This is a genomic window from Polynucleobacter sp. UK-Mo-2m-Kol15, from assembly GCF_018881505.1.
Lineage (GTDB): Bacteria > Pseudomonadota > Gammaproteobacteria > Burkholderiales > Burkholderiaceae > Polynucleobacter.
Genome location: NZ_JACVQC010000001.1, coordinates 1101864 through 1120911 on the forward strand (window position 1 = coordinate 1101864; position 19048 = coordinate 1120911).

The 19048-nt window shown below is 45.0% G+C and carries 16 protein-coding genes; 9 read left to right on the top strand and 7 right to left on the bottom strand.

All coding sequences use genetic code 11. The features are described from left to right. Positions 1 to 27: 27 nt before the first annotated feature. Complete coding sequence (gene xsc / locus ICN43_RS05770; RefSeq protein ID WP_255533434.1) at positions 28 to 1836, top strand: sulfoacetaldehyde acetyltransferase; 1809 nt, start codon at positions 28 to 30, stop codon at positions 1834 to 1836. Positions 1837 to 1885: 49 nt separating this feature from the next. Here the strand turns inward: xsc and ICN43_RS05775 are convergent, their stop codons facing one another. The 6 genes from ICN43_RS05775 to ICN43_RS05800 are packed head-to-tail and all read right to left on the bottom strand — an operon-like array spanning position 1886 to position 8705. After that, a complete protein-coding gene (locus ICN43_RS05775) occupies positions 1886 to 2455 on the bottom strand; it encodes a nitroreductase (RefSeq protein WP_216197712.1) in 570 nt (189 codons plus the stop codon). A 14-nt stretch (positions 2456 to 2469) separates the two neighbouring features. After that, positions 2470 to 3405, bottom strand: coding sequence for a DmsC/YnfH family molybdoenzyme membrane anchor subunit (locus tag ICN43_RS05780; protein ID WP_216197714.1), 936 nt, complete (start codon positions 3403 to 3405; stop codon positions 2470 to 2472). Beyond that, positions 3405 to 4061, bottom strand: coding sequence for a 4Fe-4S dicluster domain-containing protein (locus ICN43_RS05785; RefSeq protein ID WP_216197716.1), 657 nt, complete (start codon positions 4059 to 4061; stop codon positions 3405 to 3407). Before ICN43_RS05785 ends, ICN43_RS05780 begins: the two co-directional genes overlap by 1 nt. Further along, complete coding sequence (locus tag ICN43_RS05790) at positions 4058 to 6943, bottom strand: molybdopterin oxidoreductase family protein (RefSeq protein WP_216197718.1); 2886 nt, start codon at positions 6941 to 6943, stop codon at positions 4058 to 4060. The genes ICN43_RS05785 and ICN43_RS05790 overlap by 4 nt, the downstream gene beginning before the upstream one ends. Before the next feature lie 21 nt (positions 6944 to 6964). Continuing rightward, complete coding sequence (locus tag ICN43_RS05795; RefSeq protein ID WP_370623158.1) at positions 6965 to 7867, bottom strand: bifunctional enoyl-CoA hydratase/phosphate acetyltransferase; 903 nt, start codon at positions 7865 to 7867, stop codon at positions 6965 to 6967. A gap of 37 nt (positions 7868 to 7904) precedes the next feature. Continuing rightward, positions 7905 to 8705, bottom strand: coding sequence for an IclR family transcriptional regulator (locus ICN43_RS05800; protein ID WP_255533435.1), 801 nt, complete (start codon positions 8703 to 8705; stop codon positions 7905 to 7907). A gap of 199 nt (positions 8706 to 8904) precedes the next feature. On the opposite strand from ICN43_RS05800, the gene ICN43_RS05805 reads away from it, so the two are divergent. The 3 genes from ICN43_RS05805 to ICN43_RS05815 are packed head-to-tail and all read left to right on the top strand — an operon-like array spanning position 8905 to position 12851. Further along, positions 8905 to 9882, top strand: a complete 978-nt coding sequence (locus tag ICN43_RS05805; RefSeq protein ID WP_216197720.1) for a tripartite tricarboxylate transporter substrate binding protein — start codon at positions 8905 to 8907, stop codon at positions 9880 to 9882. 21 nt (positions 9883 to 9903) lie between these two features. Further along, on the top strand, positions 9904 to 11310 hold the full coding sequence (locus ICN43_RS05810) for an aldehyde dehydrogenase family protein (protein WP_216197722.1): 1407 nt from the start codon (positions 9904 to 9906) through the stop codon (positions 11308 to 11310). A gap of 8 nt (positions 11311 to 11318) precedes the next feature. Further along, positions 11319 to 12851 carry an AMP-binding protein gene (locus tag ICN43_RS05815; protein ID WP_216197724.1) on the top strand — a complete coding sequence of 511 codons (1533 nt, stop codon included), beginning with the start codon at positions 11319 to 11321 and terminating at the stop codon, positions 12849 to 12851. Here ICN43_RS05815 and ICN43_RS05820 read toward each other — a convergent pair. Beyond that, positions 12848 to 14119: a SulP family inorganic anion transporter gene (locus ICN43_RS05820; protein ID WP_216197727.1), complete on the bottom strand. Its 1272-nt coding sequence runs from the start codon at positions 14117 to 14119 to the stop codon at positions 12848 to 12850. The two genes, ICN43_RS05815 and ICN43_RS05820, sit on opposite strands and share 4 nt — an antisense overlap. A gap of 265 nt (positions 14120 to 14384) precedes the next feature. Between ICN43_RS05820 and ICN43_RS05825 the strand changes: the two genes are divergently transcribed. The 5 genes from ICN43_RS05825 (at position 14385) to ICN43_RS05845 (ending at position 19038) form a co-directional block, all read left to right on the top strand. Continuing rightward, a complete protein-coding gene (locus tag ICN43_RS05825; RefSeq protein WP_216197729.1) occupies positions 14385 to 14543 on the top strand; it encodes a hypothetical protein in 159 nt (52 codons plus the stop codon). Positions 14544 to 14872: 329 nt separating this feature from the next. After that, a complete protein-coding gene (locus tag ICN43_RS05830; protein ID WP_216197731.1) occupies positions 14873 to 15697 on the top strand; it encodes a ferritin-like domain-containing protein in 825 nt (274 codons plus the stop codon). After that, positions 15694 to 17589, top strand: a complete 1896-nt coding sequence (locus tag ICN43_RS05835; RefSeq protein ID WP_216197733.1) for a radical SAM protein — start codon at positions 15694 to 15696, stop codon at positions 17587 to 17589. The genes ICN43_RS05830 and ICN43_RS05835 overlap by 4 nt, the downstream gene beginning before the upstream one ends. Positions 17590 to 17635: 46 nt before the next feature. Continuing rightward, positions 17636 to 18334, top strand: a complete 699-nt coding sequence (locus tag ICN43_RS05840) for a hypothetical protein (protein ID WP_216197735.1) — start codon at positions 17636 to 17638, stop codon at positions 18332 to 18334. Continuing rightward, on the top strand, positions 18310 to 19038 hold the full coding sequence (locus tag ICN43_RS05845; RefSeq protein WP_370623159.1) for a hypothetical protein: 729 nt from the start codon (positions 18310 to 18312) through the stop codon (positions 19036 to 19038). The genes ICN43_RS05840 and ICN43_RS05845 overlap by 25 nt, the downstream gene beginning before the upstream one ends. The last annotated feature ends 10 nt before the right edge of the window (positions 19039 to 19048 follow it).

Sequence of the window (19048 nt, forward strand, 5' to 3'; positions counted from 1 at the left end):
GTTTAATTGAATAACTAGGAGAGCTAAATGTCTAAAGCTGGTGCAAATTTGCCTGTTGGCCCACAAAAAATGACCCCCTCTGAGGCTTTTGTCGAAACCATGGCAGCCAATCAGGTGACGGATATCTTTGGAATTATGGGCTCAGCCTTTATGGATGCAATGGATATTTTTGCTCCTGCGGGCATTCGCTTAATACCCGTTGTGCATGAGCAGGGCGCAGCCCATATGGCTGATGGCTACGCACGAGTCAGCGGTCGTCATGGTGTAGTGATTGGCCAAAATGGTCCTGGCATTAGTAACTGCGTTACAGCAATTGCAGCTGCCTTTTGGGCACATAGCCCAGTAGTGATTGTTACTCCAGAGACTGGAACTATGGGCATGGGTCTAGGCGGATTTCAGGAAGCCAACCAATTACCGATGTTTGAAGAGTTCACTAAATATCAAGGTCACGTTAATAATCCAAAACGGATGGCTGAATACACTGGCCGCTGTTTTGATCGCGCCATGTCCGAAATGGGCCCAACTCAATTGAATATTCCCCGCGATTATTTTTATGGCGAAATTGAAGTAGAAATTCCACAGCCTAATCGTCTCGATCGCGGCCCTGGTGGCGAAAAGAGTTTGGATGAGGCTGCAGAGTTACTAGCCAATGCCAAATTCCCCGTCATTATTTCTGGTGGTGGTGTTGTCATGGCTGATGGCATGAAAGAGTGTCAGGCTTTTGCAGAGCGTTTAGGTGCCCCAGTGGTGAATAGTTATTTGCATAATGACTCCTTCCCAGCAAGTCATCCGCTATGGTGTGGGCCTCTAGGTTATCAAGGCTCAAAGGCTGCAATGAAGTTGATTTCTCAGGCTGATGTGGTTGTCGCGCTAGGCTCACGCCTTGGACCATTTGGTACTTTGCCACAGCATGGTATGGATTACTGGCCTAAGAATGCCAAGATTATTCAGATCGATGCCGATAACAAGATGTTAGGCTTGGTTAAGAAAATCTCAATAGGTATTTGTGGTGATGCCAAAGAGGCTGCAATTGCGTTGACTAAGCGTTTAGCTGGTAAGACCTTGGTTTGTGATGCGACAAAAGCTGAGCGTGCAAAAACCATTGCTACGGAAAAAGCGGCATGGGAAAAAGAGTTAGATGAGTGGACTCATGAGCGTGATCCATTCAGCCTTGACATGATTGAAGAGCAGAAACAAGAAAAGACTCCAACAGGAGGCAATTATCTACATCCGCGCCAGGTTCTGCGTGAGCTAGAAAAAGCAATGCCAGCAGATGTGATGGTCTCCACAGACATTGGTAATATTAACTCCGTTGCAAATAGTTATTTGCGTTTCGAGCGCCCAAGAAGTTTCTTTGCGCCAATGAGCTTTGGTAATTGCGGCTATGCTTTGCCTACTATTATTGGTGCTAAAGCAGCAGCGCCAGACCGGCCTGCGATTGCTTATGCTGGTGATGGTGCTTGGGCTATGAGTATGGTGGAGATTCTGACTGCAGTCCGCCATGACATTCCCGTAACGGCCGTAGTCTTCCATAATCGTCAATGGGGTGCTGAGAAAAAGAACCAAGTTGACTTCTATAACCGCCGCTTTGTTGCTGGTGAATTAGATAGCCCAAGTTTTGCAGGCATTGCTAAGTCTATGGGTGCTGAGGGTATCGTAGTTGATCAACTTGACCAAGTTGGACCGGCCCTTAAGAAGGCAGTTGAGATGCAAATGAAAGAAGGTAAAACCTGTGTTGTCGAGATTATGTGTACTCGCGAACTAGGTGACCCCTTCCGTCGTGATGCGCTTTCTAAGCCAGTACGCTTCTTGGATAAGTACAAAGACTACGTCTAATTACTATCAGAGATTAAATGGGCCCGACGTTGTCGGGCCTTTTTTATTGCTAAAAAACGGAATGGTATGTAGATAAATCAGGCCTAACTCGACTCGGTTTATTTTGAGTCACTGTGCCAATCGTGATGAAACAAATTGGGTCTTCGTGATCCGCAAGATGAAAAAGACTTCTGAGCCTTAGGCTTTGTAGGGCTTTGCCGCTAGAGAGTCCTGAGCCAAAGCCAAGAGCATAAGCGCTAAGTAGTACATTCTGAATTGCGCACCCCAAAGATACTAGCTTCTCTTCTTTGCTAATTTCATTGGTGTTATCGGCATAGTTAGCAATAGCCAATAGAAGCAGGGGGCCACGCAAAGCTTTTTCTCGAGCCTCCTGAAGCTGGATCGGTGAGGCGCTTTGATCTCGATCGAGTAGGCATTGACGAAAGACTTCGCCTAGAGCAGGACGACTACTTTGTCCGATTTCAATAAAACGCCAGGGGACTATTCTGCCATGGTCTGGGGCAGCATTTGCTGCCAATAGAATCTGATTCTTTTGGGAATCGCTCGGACCAGGGTTACCAAGTCTTTTGGGCGAGACATGCACTCTTCCATGAATGAGTTTCTCAGCAAATTCATCCATAGAATGAGCGATCTTTATGACACTCTCTGATAGTACAAATTTTGAGGGTGATTCGCTTCTGCGAAAAACATCCATCTTTCGGCCAATAAGCCGATGTAATGCATGACTAGGGCTATAGCTATTTGAGCAATATTTGGAGAGTTCATGGCAAAAGCGAGCAAGATCATTGGGCCAACATAGGTCATTATTAAAATAATCTTTCGAATATTACCAATGACTCGATCCGTTTGATGATGGAAAAATTCTCGAGTATTAAAGCTGCCACCCATAAATCCCATTGAAGTTTGGCGAATATTGTTACCCTTAATCCCTGTCGCAGAAGCTAAATTAGATTTCGGTTTTAACTTTTGATTACGACGCCAGATCCATAGCTTGAGATTGAGGGCCAGAAATAACAATATAAAGTTAGCGCTGGTGATAAGGCCCATGCCCAAAGGAACATTGGACCCATTCCAAACCATTAGAAGAAGTTCAAGCAGTAAACCGCCTGAGCTTAATCCCAGCAGGATGAAATTACTCAGAGTAGAGGGGTGCGACCATTCTTGAATAAACCGAATGCATTGGTAAATTTTGGCAGTGCAGATCCATAAGGCAAAGATGCTAATCAGCAGTGTAGCCCATACCCATGCTGGCACCATTCCAGAAATGACACAGAAGAAGGTGATTGCAGTCAGCGCCATGACCGCTGGTAAGGCGATTACTTCTCGTGAAAGCCATGAAGTCCGCCACATCATCGCAGCGCGCCAAGCTCGTTCAGGATGTCCCAAATGGAAAAACGATGCGACCAAACTCACGCTGAGCAGTATGAAGCTGACTGGTAATGCCAGCATTGATAGAAAAGGCGCAGATAAGACTGGACCCTCTATATTTAATAGGGCTAAGAAAAATAAGAGACCCTGCGCCATTCCTGCAAGCGTCGTAAAAAAGATAATTGAAAATTGTGGGCGCATTATTTGTCATTCCTTGCTGCGTCAATAGTTTCCATGATCGAGCGGGGTAAGTAGTGATTAGCTGGTTGGGTTTCCCATTCAGGCATGAGAGCGTATCCTGCTCGCTCTTCAATCGCTTTGCTAGCTGCTGACTCTGGATCATGAACGTCACCAAAAATACGTGCACTGGTTGGGCAGGCGAGAACACATGCGGGCTTACGTTCTGATTCAGGCAAGGTTTCGCTATAGATACGATCTACGCATAAAGTGCATTTCGTCATGACCTGGCGCTCTTCATCTAGTTCACGTGCACCATACGGGCATGCCCAAGAGCAATAACTACAACCAATACATTTGTCGTAATCTACTAATACGATACCGTCTTCTTTGCGCTTGTAGCTTGCCCCGGTTGGGCAAACTGGCACACAGGGTGGATCTTCGCAATGTAAACACGATTTTGGAAAGTGTACGGTTTGGGTATTAGGAAAAGAGCCCGCTTCGTAGGTTTGAACGCGGTTAAAGAAAGTTCCACTGGGACTTGCACCATAAGCATTTAGGTCGGTTAATGGTCCAGCAGAGCCAGAGGTATTCCACTCTTTGCAAGACGTGACACAGGCATGACAGCCGACACATACATTGAGATCAATAACTAAGGCGAGTTGTTTGTTGGCGCTCATTTGCTTGCCTCCTTCTTGAGAGTCATGCCAGGTACTTCATGTGCCTTTACCTGTGGCCATGTCTCTTGTGCTTCTTCATCTCCAGCTGGCGCTAACCGCACTCGTACGTCATACCAGCCTGCTTGACCAGTAATTGGGTCTGAGTTACTTACAGTAAAGCCGCCTAATGGGAGCTCTTCAGAGATTAAATGATTTAGCAAGAAGCCTTTTTTGGACTCATCCGCATTATCAGAGAGGCTCCATGCAGATTCGGCTTTACCAATTGCATTCCATGTCCAGACTGTGCCAGGATCAACAGCTTCAGAATGGCGAGCCATGCACTTGACCTTACCCCATTGGGATTCAATCCACATCCATGCTCCATCTGCAATGCCATGCTGAAGGGCTGTTGCTGTATTGACGTACAAATAATTATGGCTATGAATTTGTCTTAACCAGGCATTCTGAGAATCCCATGAGTGATACATGGCCATAGGGCGTTGGGTAATCGCATTCAAAGTAAATTTGCTGAGATCAGTTGCCTCATCTTCAAGTGGCGGATACCAAAATGGCAGCGGATCAAAATATTTATAGATCCGATCCTTAAGGTGTGTGGGTGGTTGCGCTCCAGGGCGCTTACCAGTAGCAGCCAATCTAAATCTTTGCAAGATGTCTGAATAGATGGCAATCATAATGGGATCATTTTTTTGCCTTAGTGCATTTTCTTTGGAAAAATCCAAATATCCTTTATTCCAATTGCGCATATATTGATGTTCAGGCGGCATATGGTATTGATGCACGCAGTTATTCTCGGCATATTTTTGCCACTGATTTGGGTTTGGCTCTCCTTTGAGTGGTTTTTCACCATCTTTACCTCGCCACCCAGTTAGAAATCCAATACCTGAATCAGGTGTGGTCTGAAAGCGGGTAATGAAGTCAGGATAGTCTTTAAATTTGCGTTCGCCTTCCGCTGTTGTAAAGGCGGGAAACTTTAGGCGAGAGGCAAGCTCAATGAGAACCTCTTGAAATGGTTTGCATTCTCCCAAAGGTTCGAGAACTGGAATACGTACTGAATCTACTGGACCATCAAATTCAGAAATAGGGCGATCCAACATACTCATGACATCGTGACGCTCTAGATAGGTAGTGTCTGGTAATACGAGATCTGCAAAGTCCACCATTTCAGACTGGAAAGCATCGCATACGACTAGGAATGGAATTTTAAATTCGCCATCCGGGTTTTTAGCATTCAAATGCTCCCGCACTTCCATCGTATTCATCGTGGAATTCCATGACATATTTGCCATAAAAATCATGAGCGTATCAATAGAGTAGGGGTCACCTTTCACTGCATTCGTAATGACGTTATGCATCAAACCATGGGCAGCTAAAGGATGTTCCCAAGAGTAGGCTTTATCAATCCGTAATGGATTGCCTTGTGAATCTAGAGCTAAATCTTCCGGTTGTGTTGGCCAGCCCAATGGGGGTTTAGCTAACGGTGTATTAGGCTTAATGTCATTTTCAGATGATGGTGGCTTTGCATTGGGTGGCACCTGTCTTGGGTAGGGCGCCTTATGTCTAAACCCACCTGGGCGATCAATCGTTCCTAATAACGACATTAATACTGCTAAGCCACGCGTTGTTTGAAAGCCATTAGAGTGAGCAGAGAGTCCGCGCATTGCATGAAATGCAACTGGCCTTCCAACTACAGTGTCATGTTTTTCTCCCCAGGAATCTGTCCAAGAAATGGGTAGTTCAAATTCTTGTCCGAACGCTGTATCAGCAATTTCCAGGGCAAGTTTGCGTATTCTTGCTGCAGGGATACTGGTAATAGCTGCTGCCCATTCTGGGGTAGTTTCACTGACTTGGCGCTTTAGCAGCTCAAATGCAGGTACAACTTTCTTGCCTTGATGGGGACCGGGTCCCATTGTGTATTCACCTACTAGAACCGGAGATGTCCCCTGTTGAAAGCAAGGCTGCGCACTTTGAGTTTTTTCATCCCAAATGTATTTGTTATGAGGTAGATCTAGGTTGATAGGATCTGAATCTGGATCGTATAAAAATAATCCTTCTTCTGCGCCAGAATCCATGCAAACTAATTGTGCTGAGTTGCTAAAACGTTTTAAGAAGGGGGCGTCATATTTCTCAAGACGAATAAGTTCATGCATGAGTGCCATAAACAGAGCGCCATCAGTGCCAGGTTTAATCGGGATCCACTCATCTGCAATCGCTGAATATCCAGTTCTAACTGGATTGATTGAGATAAATCGCCCCCCAGCTCTTTTAAATTTAGATAAGGCAATCTTCATTGGATTGCTGTGATGATCTTCGGCTGTGCCAATCATGACAAATAGTTTGGCTCGCTCTAAATCAGGGCCACCAAATTCCCAAAAGCTGCCACCGATGGTGTAGATCATTCCTGCAGCCATATTGACCGAGCAAAATCCGCCATGCGCAGCATAGTTAGGTGTGCCAAATTGCCGTGCAAACAAACCTGTTAAGGCCTGCATTTGATCTCGTCCCGTAAAGAGAGCAAACTTTTTAGGATCAGTAGCGCGTATCTGACTTAGGCGTTTAGTCAGAATTTCAAAGGCCCTCTCCCAGCTAATGGGCTCAAAGTCGCCGTCTCCGCGGTTACTACCCACTTTTCTCAAGAGTGGTTGCGTAATGCGAGCAGGGGATTTCTGCTTCATGATTCCTGAAGCCCCTTTGGCGCAAATGACACCTTGGTTTAGGGGGTGCTCTGGATTACCATCAATATACACAAGCTCACCATCGCGTAGATGTGCGCGGATACCACATCGGCATGCACACATGTAGCAAGTCGTTTTCTTAATTTCTGTAGCGGGCCCTTGTTTCTGAATGGGGTCATGCACCGGGTCATTTGAAAATAGTTTGAACATAGTCTTATTTGTTTATTGGAGTTATTTAGCCAGCAAAATAGCCATCGCAGAAGATGCCACTCTCGAAAATACAGAGTCAGATCGCGATGTGAGAATGATGGGAACTTGAGCGCCCAAGATCGTTCCGGCACACTCTGCTCCGGCCATATAGATCAGGGACTTGTAGAGAATATTGCCTACTTGTAAGTCAGGAACCAAAAGAAGATCTGGGTCGCCAGCAACCCTTGAATCGATCCCTTTGGTTTTAGCAGCTTGGATGGAAATAGCATTATCAAATCCAAAGGGGCCTTCGATTATGGTTGAGGGGTGAATGGGGTTTTCAGTATGGCTATCCACAATCTCTTTTGCATCTGTAGTGGCCTGCATCCCTGGATGAACTACCTCGGTAGCAGCAAGGATAGCTACCTTGGTATCCATTACTCCTAGCTTATTCAGTGCCGTAAGACTACTTTTGAGGATCTGTATTTTTTGAAGGTGATCCGGTGAAATATTGACAACACAGTCACTGACCCCGAGTAGTTTGGGGTAATTGTCCAGTTCAAATAAAAATAAATGACTCGTTCTACGTTCGGTTCTCAATCCATCGCGATGCACGATAGGACCCATTAGATCTTCAGTGTGTAATGACCCCTTCATCAATACTGCTAACTTACCTTCCTTTACTAATGCTACTGCTTTTTTGGTCGCAAGTATGGGGTCATTGGGGGTGTCAACAATTTCAATTCCATCCAAAGAGAGTCCTTCATTCGCCGCTAGTTTGAGAATGAGATCTTTGGGTCCAATCAATATAGGAATGCACAGCCGCCTTTTGATTAAGTCAAAGACACTTTCAAGGGCAGGAGCGCTCAATGGATAAACAACTCCCAAAGGGAGCTCACTCCTAGCCCCCTCAATCATTTTTTCTAATAACGGATACTTATCCACGTGGTTCACTTTAGGTGCAAATTATTATCAGATGTCATTACGATAAGGTTTGGGATATGCGTGCGGCGGCTTCTTTAAGTCTTGGGATATGCTCCATCGCTTGATTTAGCGGTAGTCTTGCCGTTGCTGCATGAACGGCAATGGCTGCAACCACCTCACCCATGGCGTCTCTTACGGGTACGGCAACACATGAGACGCCAAGTACATACTCTTCATTATCAACGGCATATCCAGTGCTGACAATGCGTTCAAGCTCAGACTCAAGAAGATCCCGATCGGTAATCGTTCTATGGGTAAATTTTTCGAGCGGTAAGTTTTCTAGTAGTTTGGAGCGTTCATCAGAAGCTTTGAATGCGAGCAATAACTTGCCACTAGCGCTGCAATGAGGTGGCAGTGTGGTACCTGGTGGCAAGTGCAAGCGTAAAGCCCAATTAGCCTCAACACGGTCTAAATAAAATAGCTCACCCCGTTTGAGAACGGCCAAATTACAGGTTTCACCCAAATCTGAAACAAGTTTTCTTAAGATGCTGTGCCGAATTGCGGAGACAGTATTGTGCGTCAAAGTTGCTATTGCAAGACTAGAGAGGCGATCTCCAGGGGTATAAGTCCGACCACCAGGCTCTCTTGCTACCAATCCCGCTTCTTCGAAAATTGCCAGAGTGCGATGCAAGGATGCCTTTGGCATTCCTGTAATTTGCATCAGTTGGGCAAGGCTTGCAGGTTGCTGTAGTGCTGCTAAAGCTTCTAATATGACAATACCTTTCAGCATCGATGAATTTTCATTCACACCATCTTTTTTGCTTATATCTAGTATTTCGGTATTTTCAGCTTCAAACATTAGTGAGCCACCTCAAGAGCTATGCCATTTCGTTCATTCTAATAGAACATATTTCCAATATCTAGTAAAAATGTTAGTATTTTTACTGATACGAAACAAATCGTTCAGTTTAGTAAGATTGCCATTCGTATCTAGGGCGCACATAATAAGACAAGCTAATATAAGTACATCAAATAGTGCTGAAAAAAGGAGATGAGATATGCGTAGAAGCAATCTAGTGGTCACTGTTCTATCTATAGTCTTAGCTTTACTAAGTTATACGCAGCAAGTAAGTGCCCAATCATGGCCTACTAAGCCACTAAAGTTTGTTGTGCCATACCCACCTGGCGGTGGAACTGATGTGATAGCCCGCATCATGCAAGAGCCACTAGGGCAAGCTTTAGGCCAACAAATCATTATTGATAATCGTGGTGGAGCGGGGGGGTCTATTGGCACGGATATTGTTGCAAAGTCTCCGGCAGACGGTTACACGGTGCTGTTTACACTTTCTTCCCACACCATTAACCCTGCAATCTATCCAAAGCTAGCGTTCGACACTGAAAAAGATTTTTTACCAGTTTCATTGGTGGCTTCACTGCCGCAAATATTAGTATCCAATCCTGACTTTCCAGCTAAGACAGTCAAGGAAATCATTGATATGGCTAAGGCCAAACCCAATTCTATTGCTTATGCATCCGTAGGTAATGGTTCACCAGGGCATTTGGCTGGTGCGATGATGGCTACTTCGGCAGGAGTATCGATGACGCACATCCCTTATCGTGGTGGAGGCCCGGCTGTGACTGACGTCATGGGTGGTCAAGTGCCGCTGTTATGGGTTTCGATTCCAGCGGCTGCAAATTATGTCAAGGCCGGTAAGTTGCGTGCACTTGCGGTATCTACTGTTAAACGCTCACCTATTTTTCCGGATGTACCCACAATGGCTGAATTAGGATTTAAGGATTTTGAGGTTGACTCTTGGTATGCCATGTTTGTTCCGGCCAAAACACCACAAGCTATTATTGACACCCTGTATCAGGCTACTACTAAAGCATTGGCTGACCCGGCAGTAAAAGAAAAATTATTGGGTCAAGGCGCTGAAGCAGTTGGTAGTTCGCCTGCGCAACTTGGGGCAATTGTCAAGAGCGAGATTGTGAAGTGGAAGCAAGTAGTCAAAGATGCCGCTATCAAAGCGGAGTGAACTTATTAATAAAGCACGGACATGACACCAGTACAAAAGATTGTTGAGCGGGCTCGTTCAGCTCAACAACAATATGAGGAATACACTCAGGCACAAGTCAATTTAGTGGTGGAGGCAGTAGCTTGGGCCATCTTGGAGCCCAAGAGAAACCAAGAGTTGGCAGAGCTTGCTGTTAAGGATACAGGTCTTGGAGATGTTGCTGATAAGTTTAAGAAGAATTTTAGAAAAACGCTCGGACTGATTCGTGATTTAAGTATCGCCAAAACAGTAGGCGTTATTTCTGAAGATCTAAACACTGGCATCACTGAGTATGCCCGTCCAGTAGGGGTTGTAGCTGCAATAACGCCTTCAACTAATCCAGGAGCAACCCCGATAAATAAAATTCTGAATGCCTTGAAGTGTCGTAATGCGGTTGTGATTGCGCCATCTCCTAAAGGGTATTCGACATGCGCTCGCTTACTAGAATTTGTTCACCAACAATTAGACTTGGTGAGTGCGCCTCGTGATTTGGTACAGATGTTGCCATTCCCGATTACCAAAGACTCTACAAATGAACTGATGCGTTTAGTAGATTTAGTAGTTGCTACCGGTTCACAAGCGAATATTCGGGCTGCCTATAGTTGCGGTACTCCTGCATTTGGTGTTGGTGCTGGTAATGTGCTTGCCATTATTGATGAGCATGCTGACTTAAATGTGGCGGCAGCGAAAATTACCCAATCCAAAACTTTTGACAATGCAACCAGTTGTTCTAGTGAGAACGGAGTAGTAATTTGTGCAGATGTTTATGCGCAAGCTATTGAAGCTTTAGAGCGGGCTGGTGGCGTTTTATTAGATGATGCTGATAAGGGACGCCTTGAAAAAGTGATGTTTCAAGATGGCAAACTCACATCCACTTTGACAGCGCAATCTCCATCAGTGATTTCCGAGCGCGCACAGTTACAAAATCCAAAGGCAAAAGATGCCAAATTTTTGATGGTAGAAGAGTATGGCTTTGGGTCATCCGCACCTTTCTCAGGCGAGAAATTAAGCCCTATCCTCACCGTTTGGAGGGCTGCAGATTTTAAGGCGGCACAAGACTTAATTGCGAATGTTTATAACTACCAAGGCAATGGCCATTCAGTTGGCTTGCATACCGCTTTAAGTGGCGATGTGATGGAAAAGCGCGCTGCAACTCTGGCTGAGCATTTAAAGGTTGCAAGAGTGATTGTGAATCAAGCCCATACCATTGCTGCTGGCGGTAGTTTTGAGAACGGGCTGCCGTTTTCACTTTCCATGGGATGTGGCACCTGGGGTAAAAATAATTTTTCAGACAATATGAATTATCGTCACTATCTCAATATAACTAGAGTGGTGCGGCCTATTCCAGAGCGGGTGCCTAAAGTCGAGGATCTCCTAAAAGATTACTTCGCACGCTTTCCTCAGATTTGAGTTCTAAAGTGACAATATCACGCCAAAGTTTAGGCGAAGTCTTATTGCATTGGTCAACGGTGCAGGCGGATAAGGTATTTTTATACGCCCCTGAAACTGGAGCTACCCTGAGTTATGGCCAGCTTGCTAACGAGGCACATCATTTTTCAACCTGGCTTGAAGAGCAGAAAATAAGTGCTCATGGCCATGTTGGTTTATATATGCAAAATGGTCGCCAGACCAGCACGATCTTTCTGGCTACGATGGCTTGCGGTCGGGTCATCACACCTCTTAATCTATTGGCGCCTACTGATCAACTTGCTTGGGTTCTTGATCATAGTGATATAGAAGTTTTGTTTTATTCGCCAGATAGAAAGCAAAGTTTATTTTTGGCCCTTGAGAAAACAAAGAGATCATTTTTATTATTTGAGCTTGACCCCGATGCACATGAGGGGCCTTTTATGCAGAGCAAAGCTGGATCACTTCCATCTGTGAGGGCTAACGCGGCAGCCTTGCTGATGTATACCTCGGGTACTACTGGAACTCCAAAAGGGGTATTGCTTACACATAGCAATTTACTGCATGCAGCGCGATCTATGGCGTCATGGCATTCGCTGACTCAGGCTGATACGGTTTTAAGTTCGCTACCAATCTATCATATTAATGGACAAGTGATTTCGACGATTACGCCATTTGTTTCGGGGGGCTCGGTTGTTGCTCCGCATTCATTTTCAGTATCTAGTTGGTGGAATTTAGCAATTCAGTATCAGTGCACCTGGATCAATATGGTTCCCACCATCATCGCTTATTTAATTAATGCCGCCAAAAGCGGCGGATCTTTGCCAAGTCAAGAGCAGCTGAAGTCGATTCGCTTTGGCCGTTCGGCATCAGCTCCACTTCCTCCAGAGCATCATCGCGAGTTTGAGGGCTTGTTTGGAATTACTGTCATTGAGGGTATGGGAATGACTGAATCTGCTTCAATGGTATTTTGCAACCCTCATGATGAAAGACGCCGTTACGGTAGCCCAGGCCTTCCTTGTGGGGTCGATGCGAAGATTGTTGATGCTGACGGAATGATGCTTGGTAGTAAGGTGGTGGGAGAAATCTGTTTACGTGGTAATAATGTACTCAATGCTTACTATAAAGCGGAGGCTGAGACGGCAAAGGCTTTTGATAGTGAGGGCTGGTTGAGAACTGGTGATCTTGGACTACGCGATGATGATGGATTTTATTTTATTACTGGCCGCCTTAAGGAGCTCATCATTAAAGGTGGGGAAAATATTGCTCCTCGTGAAATTGATGAGGCTGTACTAAAGCATCCGGCAGTATTAGATGCTGCTGCAGTGGGGATTCCTGATGCTAATTACGGGCAAGAAATTATGGTTTGTATTGTCTTAAAACCAGGCGCCATATGCTCAGAAGCAGAGATGCGCAATTTTTGTATTCAAGAGCTAGGAAAATTTAGAACGCCTAAGTTGATTCTGTTTATGGAAGACCTACCCAGAGGACCGTCAGGCAAGGTTCAGCGCTTAAAGCTCTTAGATCTTCTAAATACCCATTAGTGCTTCTGAAAGAGGCGTTTAACGACTACTGAAGTCAATATCCCCCCAAGAATAGCCCACTCCAATGGGATAGTGATGGTGGCAATTCCGGTCGTTAGCATTGGGATCCATTCCGATTTTCCCATTCGTATCTCATGATGAATTTGTTTTACATCAATTAAATTCCAAGCAACCACTAATAATAGTGTGGCAATTACGACATATGGAATGTGTTTAGCTAATGGTGAGACAAACACCAGCAACACCAATAAAAAAACTGCTGCACAGATTGCTGAAAGTGGAGTTTTTGCACCTGAGCTGAGGTTGACGCCAGTACGATTAAAGGAGCCGCTAGCAGGATAGGCTGAGAAAAATGAACCGCAGACGTTGGCTAATCCTTGGCCAATAAATTCTTGGTTAGCATTGAACTGATCTTTTGTTTTTAATGCAATAGCACGAGCAATTGCCATGGCTTCGGTGGATGCCAGAAGGGTCATGATTAGAGCTGCACTAAATAGCTTTTGCAAGGTTTCGCTACTTAAATCTGGACTGGAGATTGGCGGAAAGGCTCCTGGTATTTCTTGAACCCTTTTGAATATCACACTATTAGGTAAAAAAGCCTCCAGCAAAGCTGCTGCAATACTGCCCATAATGATCGCGACAAGCATGGCAGGCAAAAAACGATTGAGAGATCTCCAGAGTCGAATAACAATTAATGTGAAAAGTACCAGCGCTACCGTATAAACCTCTAGTTGATGATTCATATGCGCCGTCACAACAGTGCTCAATGTTTCTATAACACTTTCCCCTTTTGGGATGCTAATACCAAGCAGGGTTCCCAGTTGACTGTTGATAATGAGAATTGCAGCTCCAACTGTAAAGCCAACGATGACGGAGTGAGGGACTTTCTCAACCCATTTACCAGCTTTACTAAAGCCTAATAACAGTTGAATGACGCCTACCAAGAAGCTGAGAGTAAGAACATAACTGACATAAGTATTTGACTCCGGTAAGGCAAGAGGGGCAATTAACGCCATCGTAGTCAGAGAAATGGCGTTGGCAGGGCCTGTGACCATCAGGCGACTTGAGCCAAATAATGCCGCAATCAAGCAAGGCACCATTGCTGCGTATAGCCCGTATTGTGGAGGCATGCCAGCCAACAGGGCGAAGGCGATACCCTGAGGCATGACAACTATTGCCCCAGTAAGCCCAGCCAAAAGATCGGCGCGAATGATTCCTGGATTTTGATATTCAGGAAGCCATTTGCTGAAAGGGAATCGCCAATTCATAAAATTAAATTTGTTCTAAAAAGAAATCTCAACCCTTAAGGCAAGAAAGATTTCAGGCGAATTAGCATCCTTTGAAGGGGGGGTTGCGACTAGCGTTAGCTGATAAGCATATTTCATAATTGATTTTAAATGCTAAGTCCTTGTTCCATTTGATTTTTATCTATATACCTGAAAAAGTATAAATAAATGATATTTATATCCTTTTCAGGTACAGGAATACATTCTATTCTGCATGCTTGTTAGATGACTTCAAGGAGGGTTTGCCATGGGAAATACGATTGAAAAAGACCAGTTAGAGGGCGTTGAGTCTGTTTTGTCAACTACTGAAAAATCCTTCGACAAGACAGTCATTGATAGTCACATTTTGCATGCCCATGCTTCCGTTGACACTCAATCCGTGGTCTATTTGCAAATCGAGGATTGATCAGCTTTAAAAAAGGGAGCTTGTCAGAAGCCATTTCTGGCTAGGCCCCATTACATTTGTTGGCTGGTGTGACCGCTAGCATTTCAAAGTTAGCCACTTTAATGCTGCGCTGGGTGCTTTATCACAATAAAGGTGTTATTGAACATCAAAAACCCAAAAATGAGTTGAACTACCATAATCCCCATGCATTAGGCTCTGGTACTTGCGTACAATGTTTCTAATGTCGCATTCAGTTTTGGCTAAATACCAATTAACTAGGTTGTAAAGATTCAAGTTACTTAGATCAATTTGATCCCTGCTGTCTATTCTTCTGTATTTTTACACTATAAATGATTGAGTTACGCCAAGCCACTCTTGAGATACTGGCAAATTCAGATGTGCAATCGAAGGTGAGTCAGCTTGCTCGCTTGTTCGATGGGTATCAAGCTGGGCGCGTTACCGTAAACCTTTCTGCTAATTTCGATAGTCAAGATCTCTGCCTTCCTGGCCGACCTGCCAAGCCAGACCTAGTGGCGCCCAAGTTTGTTCCCAAAAGAAAAATGGATACGCTTAGTGGAAGGGCTATTCTTTGGCACTCCTTGGCGCATATTGAATTTAATGCCATGAATTTAGCTCTGGATGCGATCTGGCGTTTTTCAAACATGCCCAAGGCATATTATGAAGATTGGCTCAGGGTCGCAAAAGAAGAGTCATATCATTTCAGTTTGATCAGCGCCCATTTGCAATCCTTTGGATTTGGATATGGTGATTTTCCAGCTCACAATAGCTTGTGGGAGATGGTTGAAAAAACCACGGATTCAGTAATTGCTCGCATGGCTCTAGTGCCTCGAACTATGGAGGCAAGAGGTCTTGACGCGGTTCCAGAGATTCGGGATCGATTCAAGCAAATCAAAGATGAGCGCGCCGTAGAGATCTTAGAAATTATTCTCAATGATGAAATTGGCCATGTGCTCGTTGGTAATCGATGGTTTAACTTCTTATGTGCCATTGATAACCTATCTCCAATTTTGACTTATCAAGAGTTGGCTGAGAAATACCACGCACCCACTTTAAAGGGGCCATTTAATTTTGATGCCCGTGAGCAAGCGGGTTTTAGTTCTGAGGAGTTGGGTTTGCTGCAGTCCCTCAGCGAGCAGCGGAAACAAGTAGCATGAGGATTCTAAGCCTCATTCCGCCAATGACGCAGCTGAATACGCCGTATCCATCAACGGCATATCTCACAGGATTTTTGCGCTCACGTGGCTTTGAGGCGGTCCAAGAGGATTTAGCATTAGCCTTAGTTTTGAGTTTCTTTACCCCAGCAGGTTTGCTGGAGATAAAGGACCAGGCCTTAAAACTCTCCGAAGAAAATCGCAGTGCGAGCGTCAATTTCTTTCTTGATTACTTTTCGGATTATCAAGTCACTATTGCTTTAGCTATTGCATTTTTGCAGGGGCGCGATAGTACTCTTGCCCACCGCATCAACAGCCGTACTTTATTGCCTGAGGGGCCACGCTTTTCATCCTTAGATGTATATGATGAGGAAGAGGGCGGTGATTCATTGGCGTGGGCATTTGGTGCGCTAGGCTCCCATGATCGGGCGCGTCATTTAGCCACTCTGTATCTCAATGATCTATCTGATGTTTTACGTGACGCAGTAGATGAACGCTTTGAGTTTGTCCGCTACGCAGAATCCTTGGCGGGCAGTCAGCCTACGTTTACGCCCTTGGCTGATGCCTTAGGGGCAAGACCCACATTAATGGACTTGCATTTGCAGGAGCTTGTAAAGTCTTCCATAGAAAAGCATCAACCCACTTTAGTATTGTTATCAGTACCATTTCCTGGGGCAATGTATGCTGCATTACGAATTGCCCAAACCATAAAAAATAATTACCCCAACATTAAAATTGGTCTTGGTGGTGGTTATGTGAATACTGAGTTACGTGAACTAACTGATCCACGTATATTTGATTTTGTAGACTACATCACACTAGATTCTGGTGAGCGACCCTTGCTTGCTCTTTTAGAGCATTTAGATGGTAAACGCTCTGCAGAAAGGCTGGTTCGTACATTTATCCCAACCACTGGTAATGAGGTTCTGTATATTAATTGGCAGGAGCCTGATATTGCTTTTGAGGAGGTGGGTACTGCTACCTGGGATGGGCTACCACTTAATTCCTATTTATCCCTGCTAGATATGCTCAATCCCATGCATCGCTTGTGGAGTGATGGGCGCTGGAATAAGCTTACTGTTGCTCATGGTTGCTATTGGAAAAAATGTAGCTTCTGTGATGTTAGCTTGGATTACATCTCTCGATATGAAACTGCTTCAGCAAGTCTTTTGGTTGACCGTATTGAAGTAATTGTTTCTGAGACTGGTCAGACGGGATTTCATTTTGTTGATGAAGCGGCGCCCCCAAAAATCTTAAAAGCCCTTGCTGAGGAATTAATACGTCGCAAGGTAGTGATTTCTTGGTGGGGAAATATCCGCTTTGAAAAGACTTTCACGCCCGAGTTATGTGAATTACTTGCTGAAAGTGGATGTATAGCAATGTCAGGTGGTTTAGAAGTGGCTTCTGATAGGCTTCTCGACCTCATGAAAAAAGGTGTTTCAGTAGAGCAGGTAGCCCAGGTGACCAAGGCGTTCTCGAGTGCCGGCGTCTTGGTGCATGCTTATTTAATGTATGGTTTCCCGACGCAAACCGTCCAAGAAACTGTTGATTCGCTCGAGTATGTGCGCCAGCTTTTTGAAAATGGCTGTATTCAAAGTGGATTCTTCCATCGCTTTACTTGTACGGTACATTCTCCGGTAGGGCTTGACCCAGAAGCTTATGGAATCGAGCTTGTGCCATTGCCTCCTATTAGCTTTGCTAAGAACGATGTTGCTTTTATCGACCCCACTGGAGTAGATCACGATCTTCTCGGCCTTGGTCTAAAGAAAGCGATTTACAACTTTATGCATGGCCTAGGCTTTGAGGAGGATGTCCATAAGTGGTTCGATATACCCTCTGTACCAAAAGCTTCAGTAGGACGCAATAAAATAGCTAAAGCATTGAAGCATCTATAAACTAGGTATATCTAATGTATTTCATTAAATCACTGTGAGTAGTAATATGAATTCATCTCGCCGCACTTTCATCGTATCAGCCGCTTTAACTCCAATTGCTTGCGGCGGACTTTCTTATGAGCACGGTGTTCCAGTTGCTCAACCAAAGCCGTTACCCGTGGTTCGTCCTCCGCAGATTGGGCAAGAGTGGACATATATCAAGAAAAATATCTTTGACGGAAAAACTTTGGATGTAATTACTGAGCGTATTTCTAATATAGGCTCAACTATTGTGATTGATCGCTCGACCGCAGATGGCACTCGCTTGCCTAGCGAAATCCAGACTTCATGGGGAATGGTTGCTACCGATACGCAGTGGTCACGTTTGCTAAACTTCAGCCCATCCCTACCTCTCTGGCCTGAGCAACTATCTACCACCTGGTCAAAGCAGTTCAATACAAAGTACAGTATTGCCGGCTACTCAGATTCAAGAATGAATTGGCAGGAATATATGAGTGTGCAGAGCTGGGAAAAAATTACTGTTCCCGCTGGAGAATTTATTGCACTACGTTTTCAGACGCTCATCAATTATGAGAGCGAAGATCCAAATAAGATTGATTGCATCCGCAAAGAAACAGTTTGGTTCGCTCCGCAAATTGGCCGCTGGGTTGCTCGTGAGGCATCTGGCTCCTATCAAATTCAAGGGCAAATTGGAGCAGTTATCTTAGAGGGAAGCTACCAGTGGCAATTAAGTTCTTACAAATAAATACTCTACGTAGAATCCTTTTATTGTTGCCACCAGCCTTGCTGGTGGCCTGCATCTCTTCGCAGCCTTATCCAGTCTCAATTCCGTTGCCACAACCCATGAATCCACCTAAGGTAAGGGCGCCACAGATGGGGCAGGAGTGGGTCTACAACGTTCGTAATGTCTTTAATCAGGAGCTGGTTGATGTTGTTACGGAGAGAGTGGTTTATGTTGGACCCCAGATTCGTATTCAGCGCAGTGGATTAAAAGTAGGCCCACTCCCCGATGAAATTCAGGAGCCTTGGGGATATATCCTTCAGGACCCACACTGGAATCCCCCGCAAAAGTTTATACAGCCAATCCCCTTGTGGCCCGAGCAACTGGTTACGGGTTGGTCTGGCTTCTATCGCAATCGCTATCAGGTAGTTGGCTACCCTGACAATGACTACTATTGGGGCTTAAATATATCGGCGCTTAGTTGGGAGAGTGTTAGCGTCCCTGCTGGGCAATTTCAAGTTCTTAAGTATCAAAATGAGGCACCATACTTTACGAGTAATGATGTCTCCAGATTAGCCAGCATCCGCAATGAAGACGTCTGGTTCTCTCCTGAGGTTGGTCGCTGGGTTATTCGGCGCAGTGTTGGGCGCTATATATGGCCCGGTATGTATTGGAGCGGCGCTCTCTGGGAAGATTATCTGGAGTGGGAGCTTGTGTCCTGGAAGTAAGCAAAGCGCT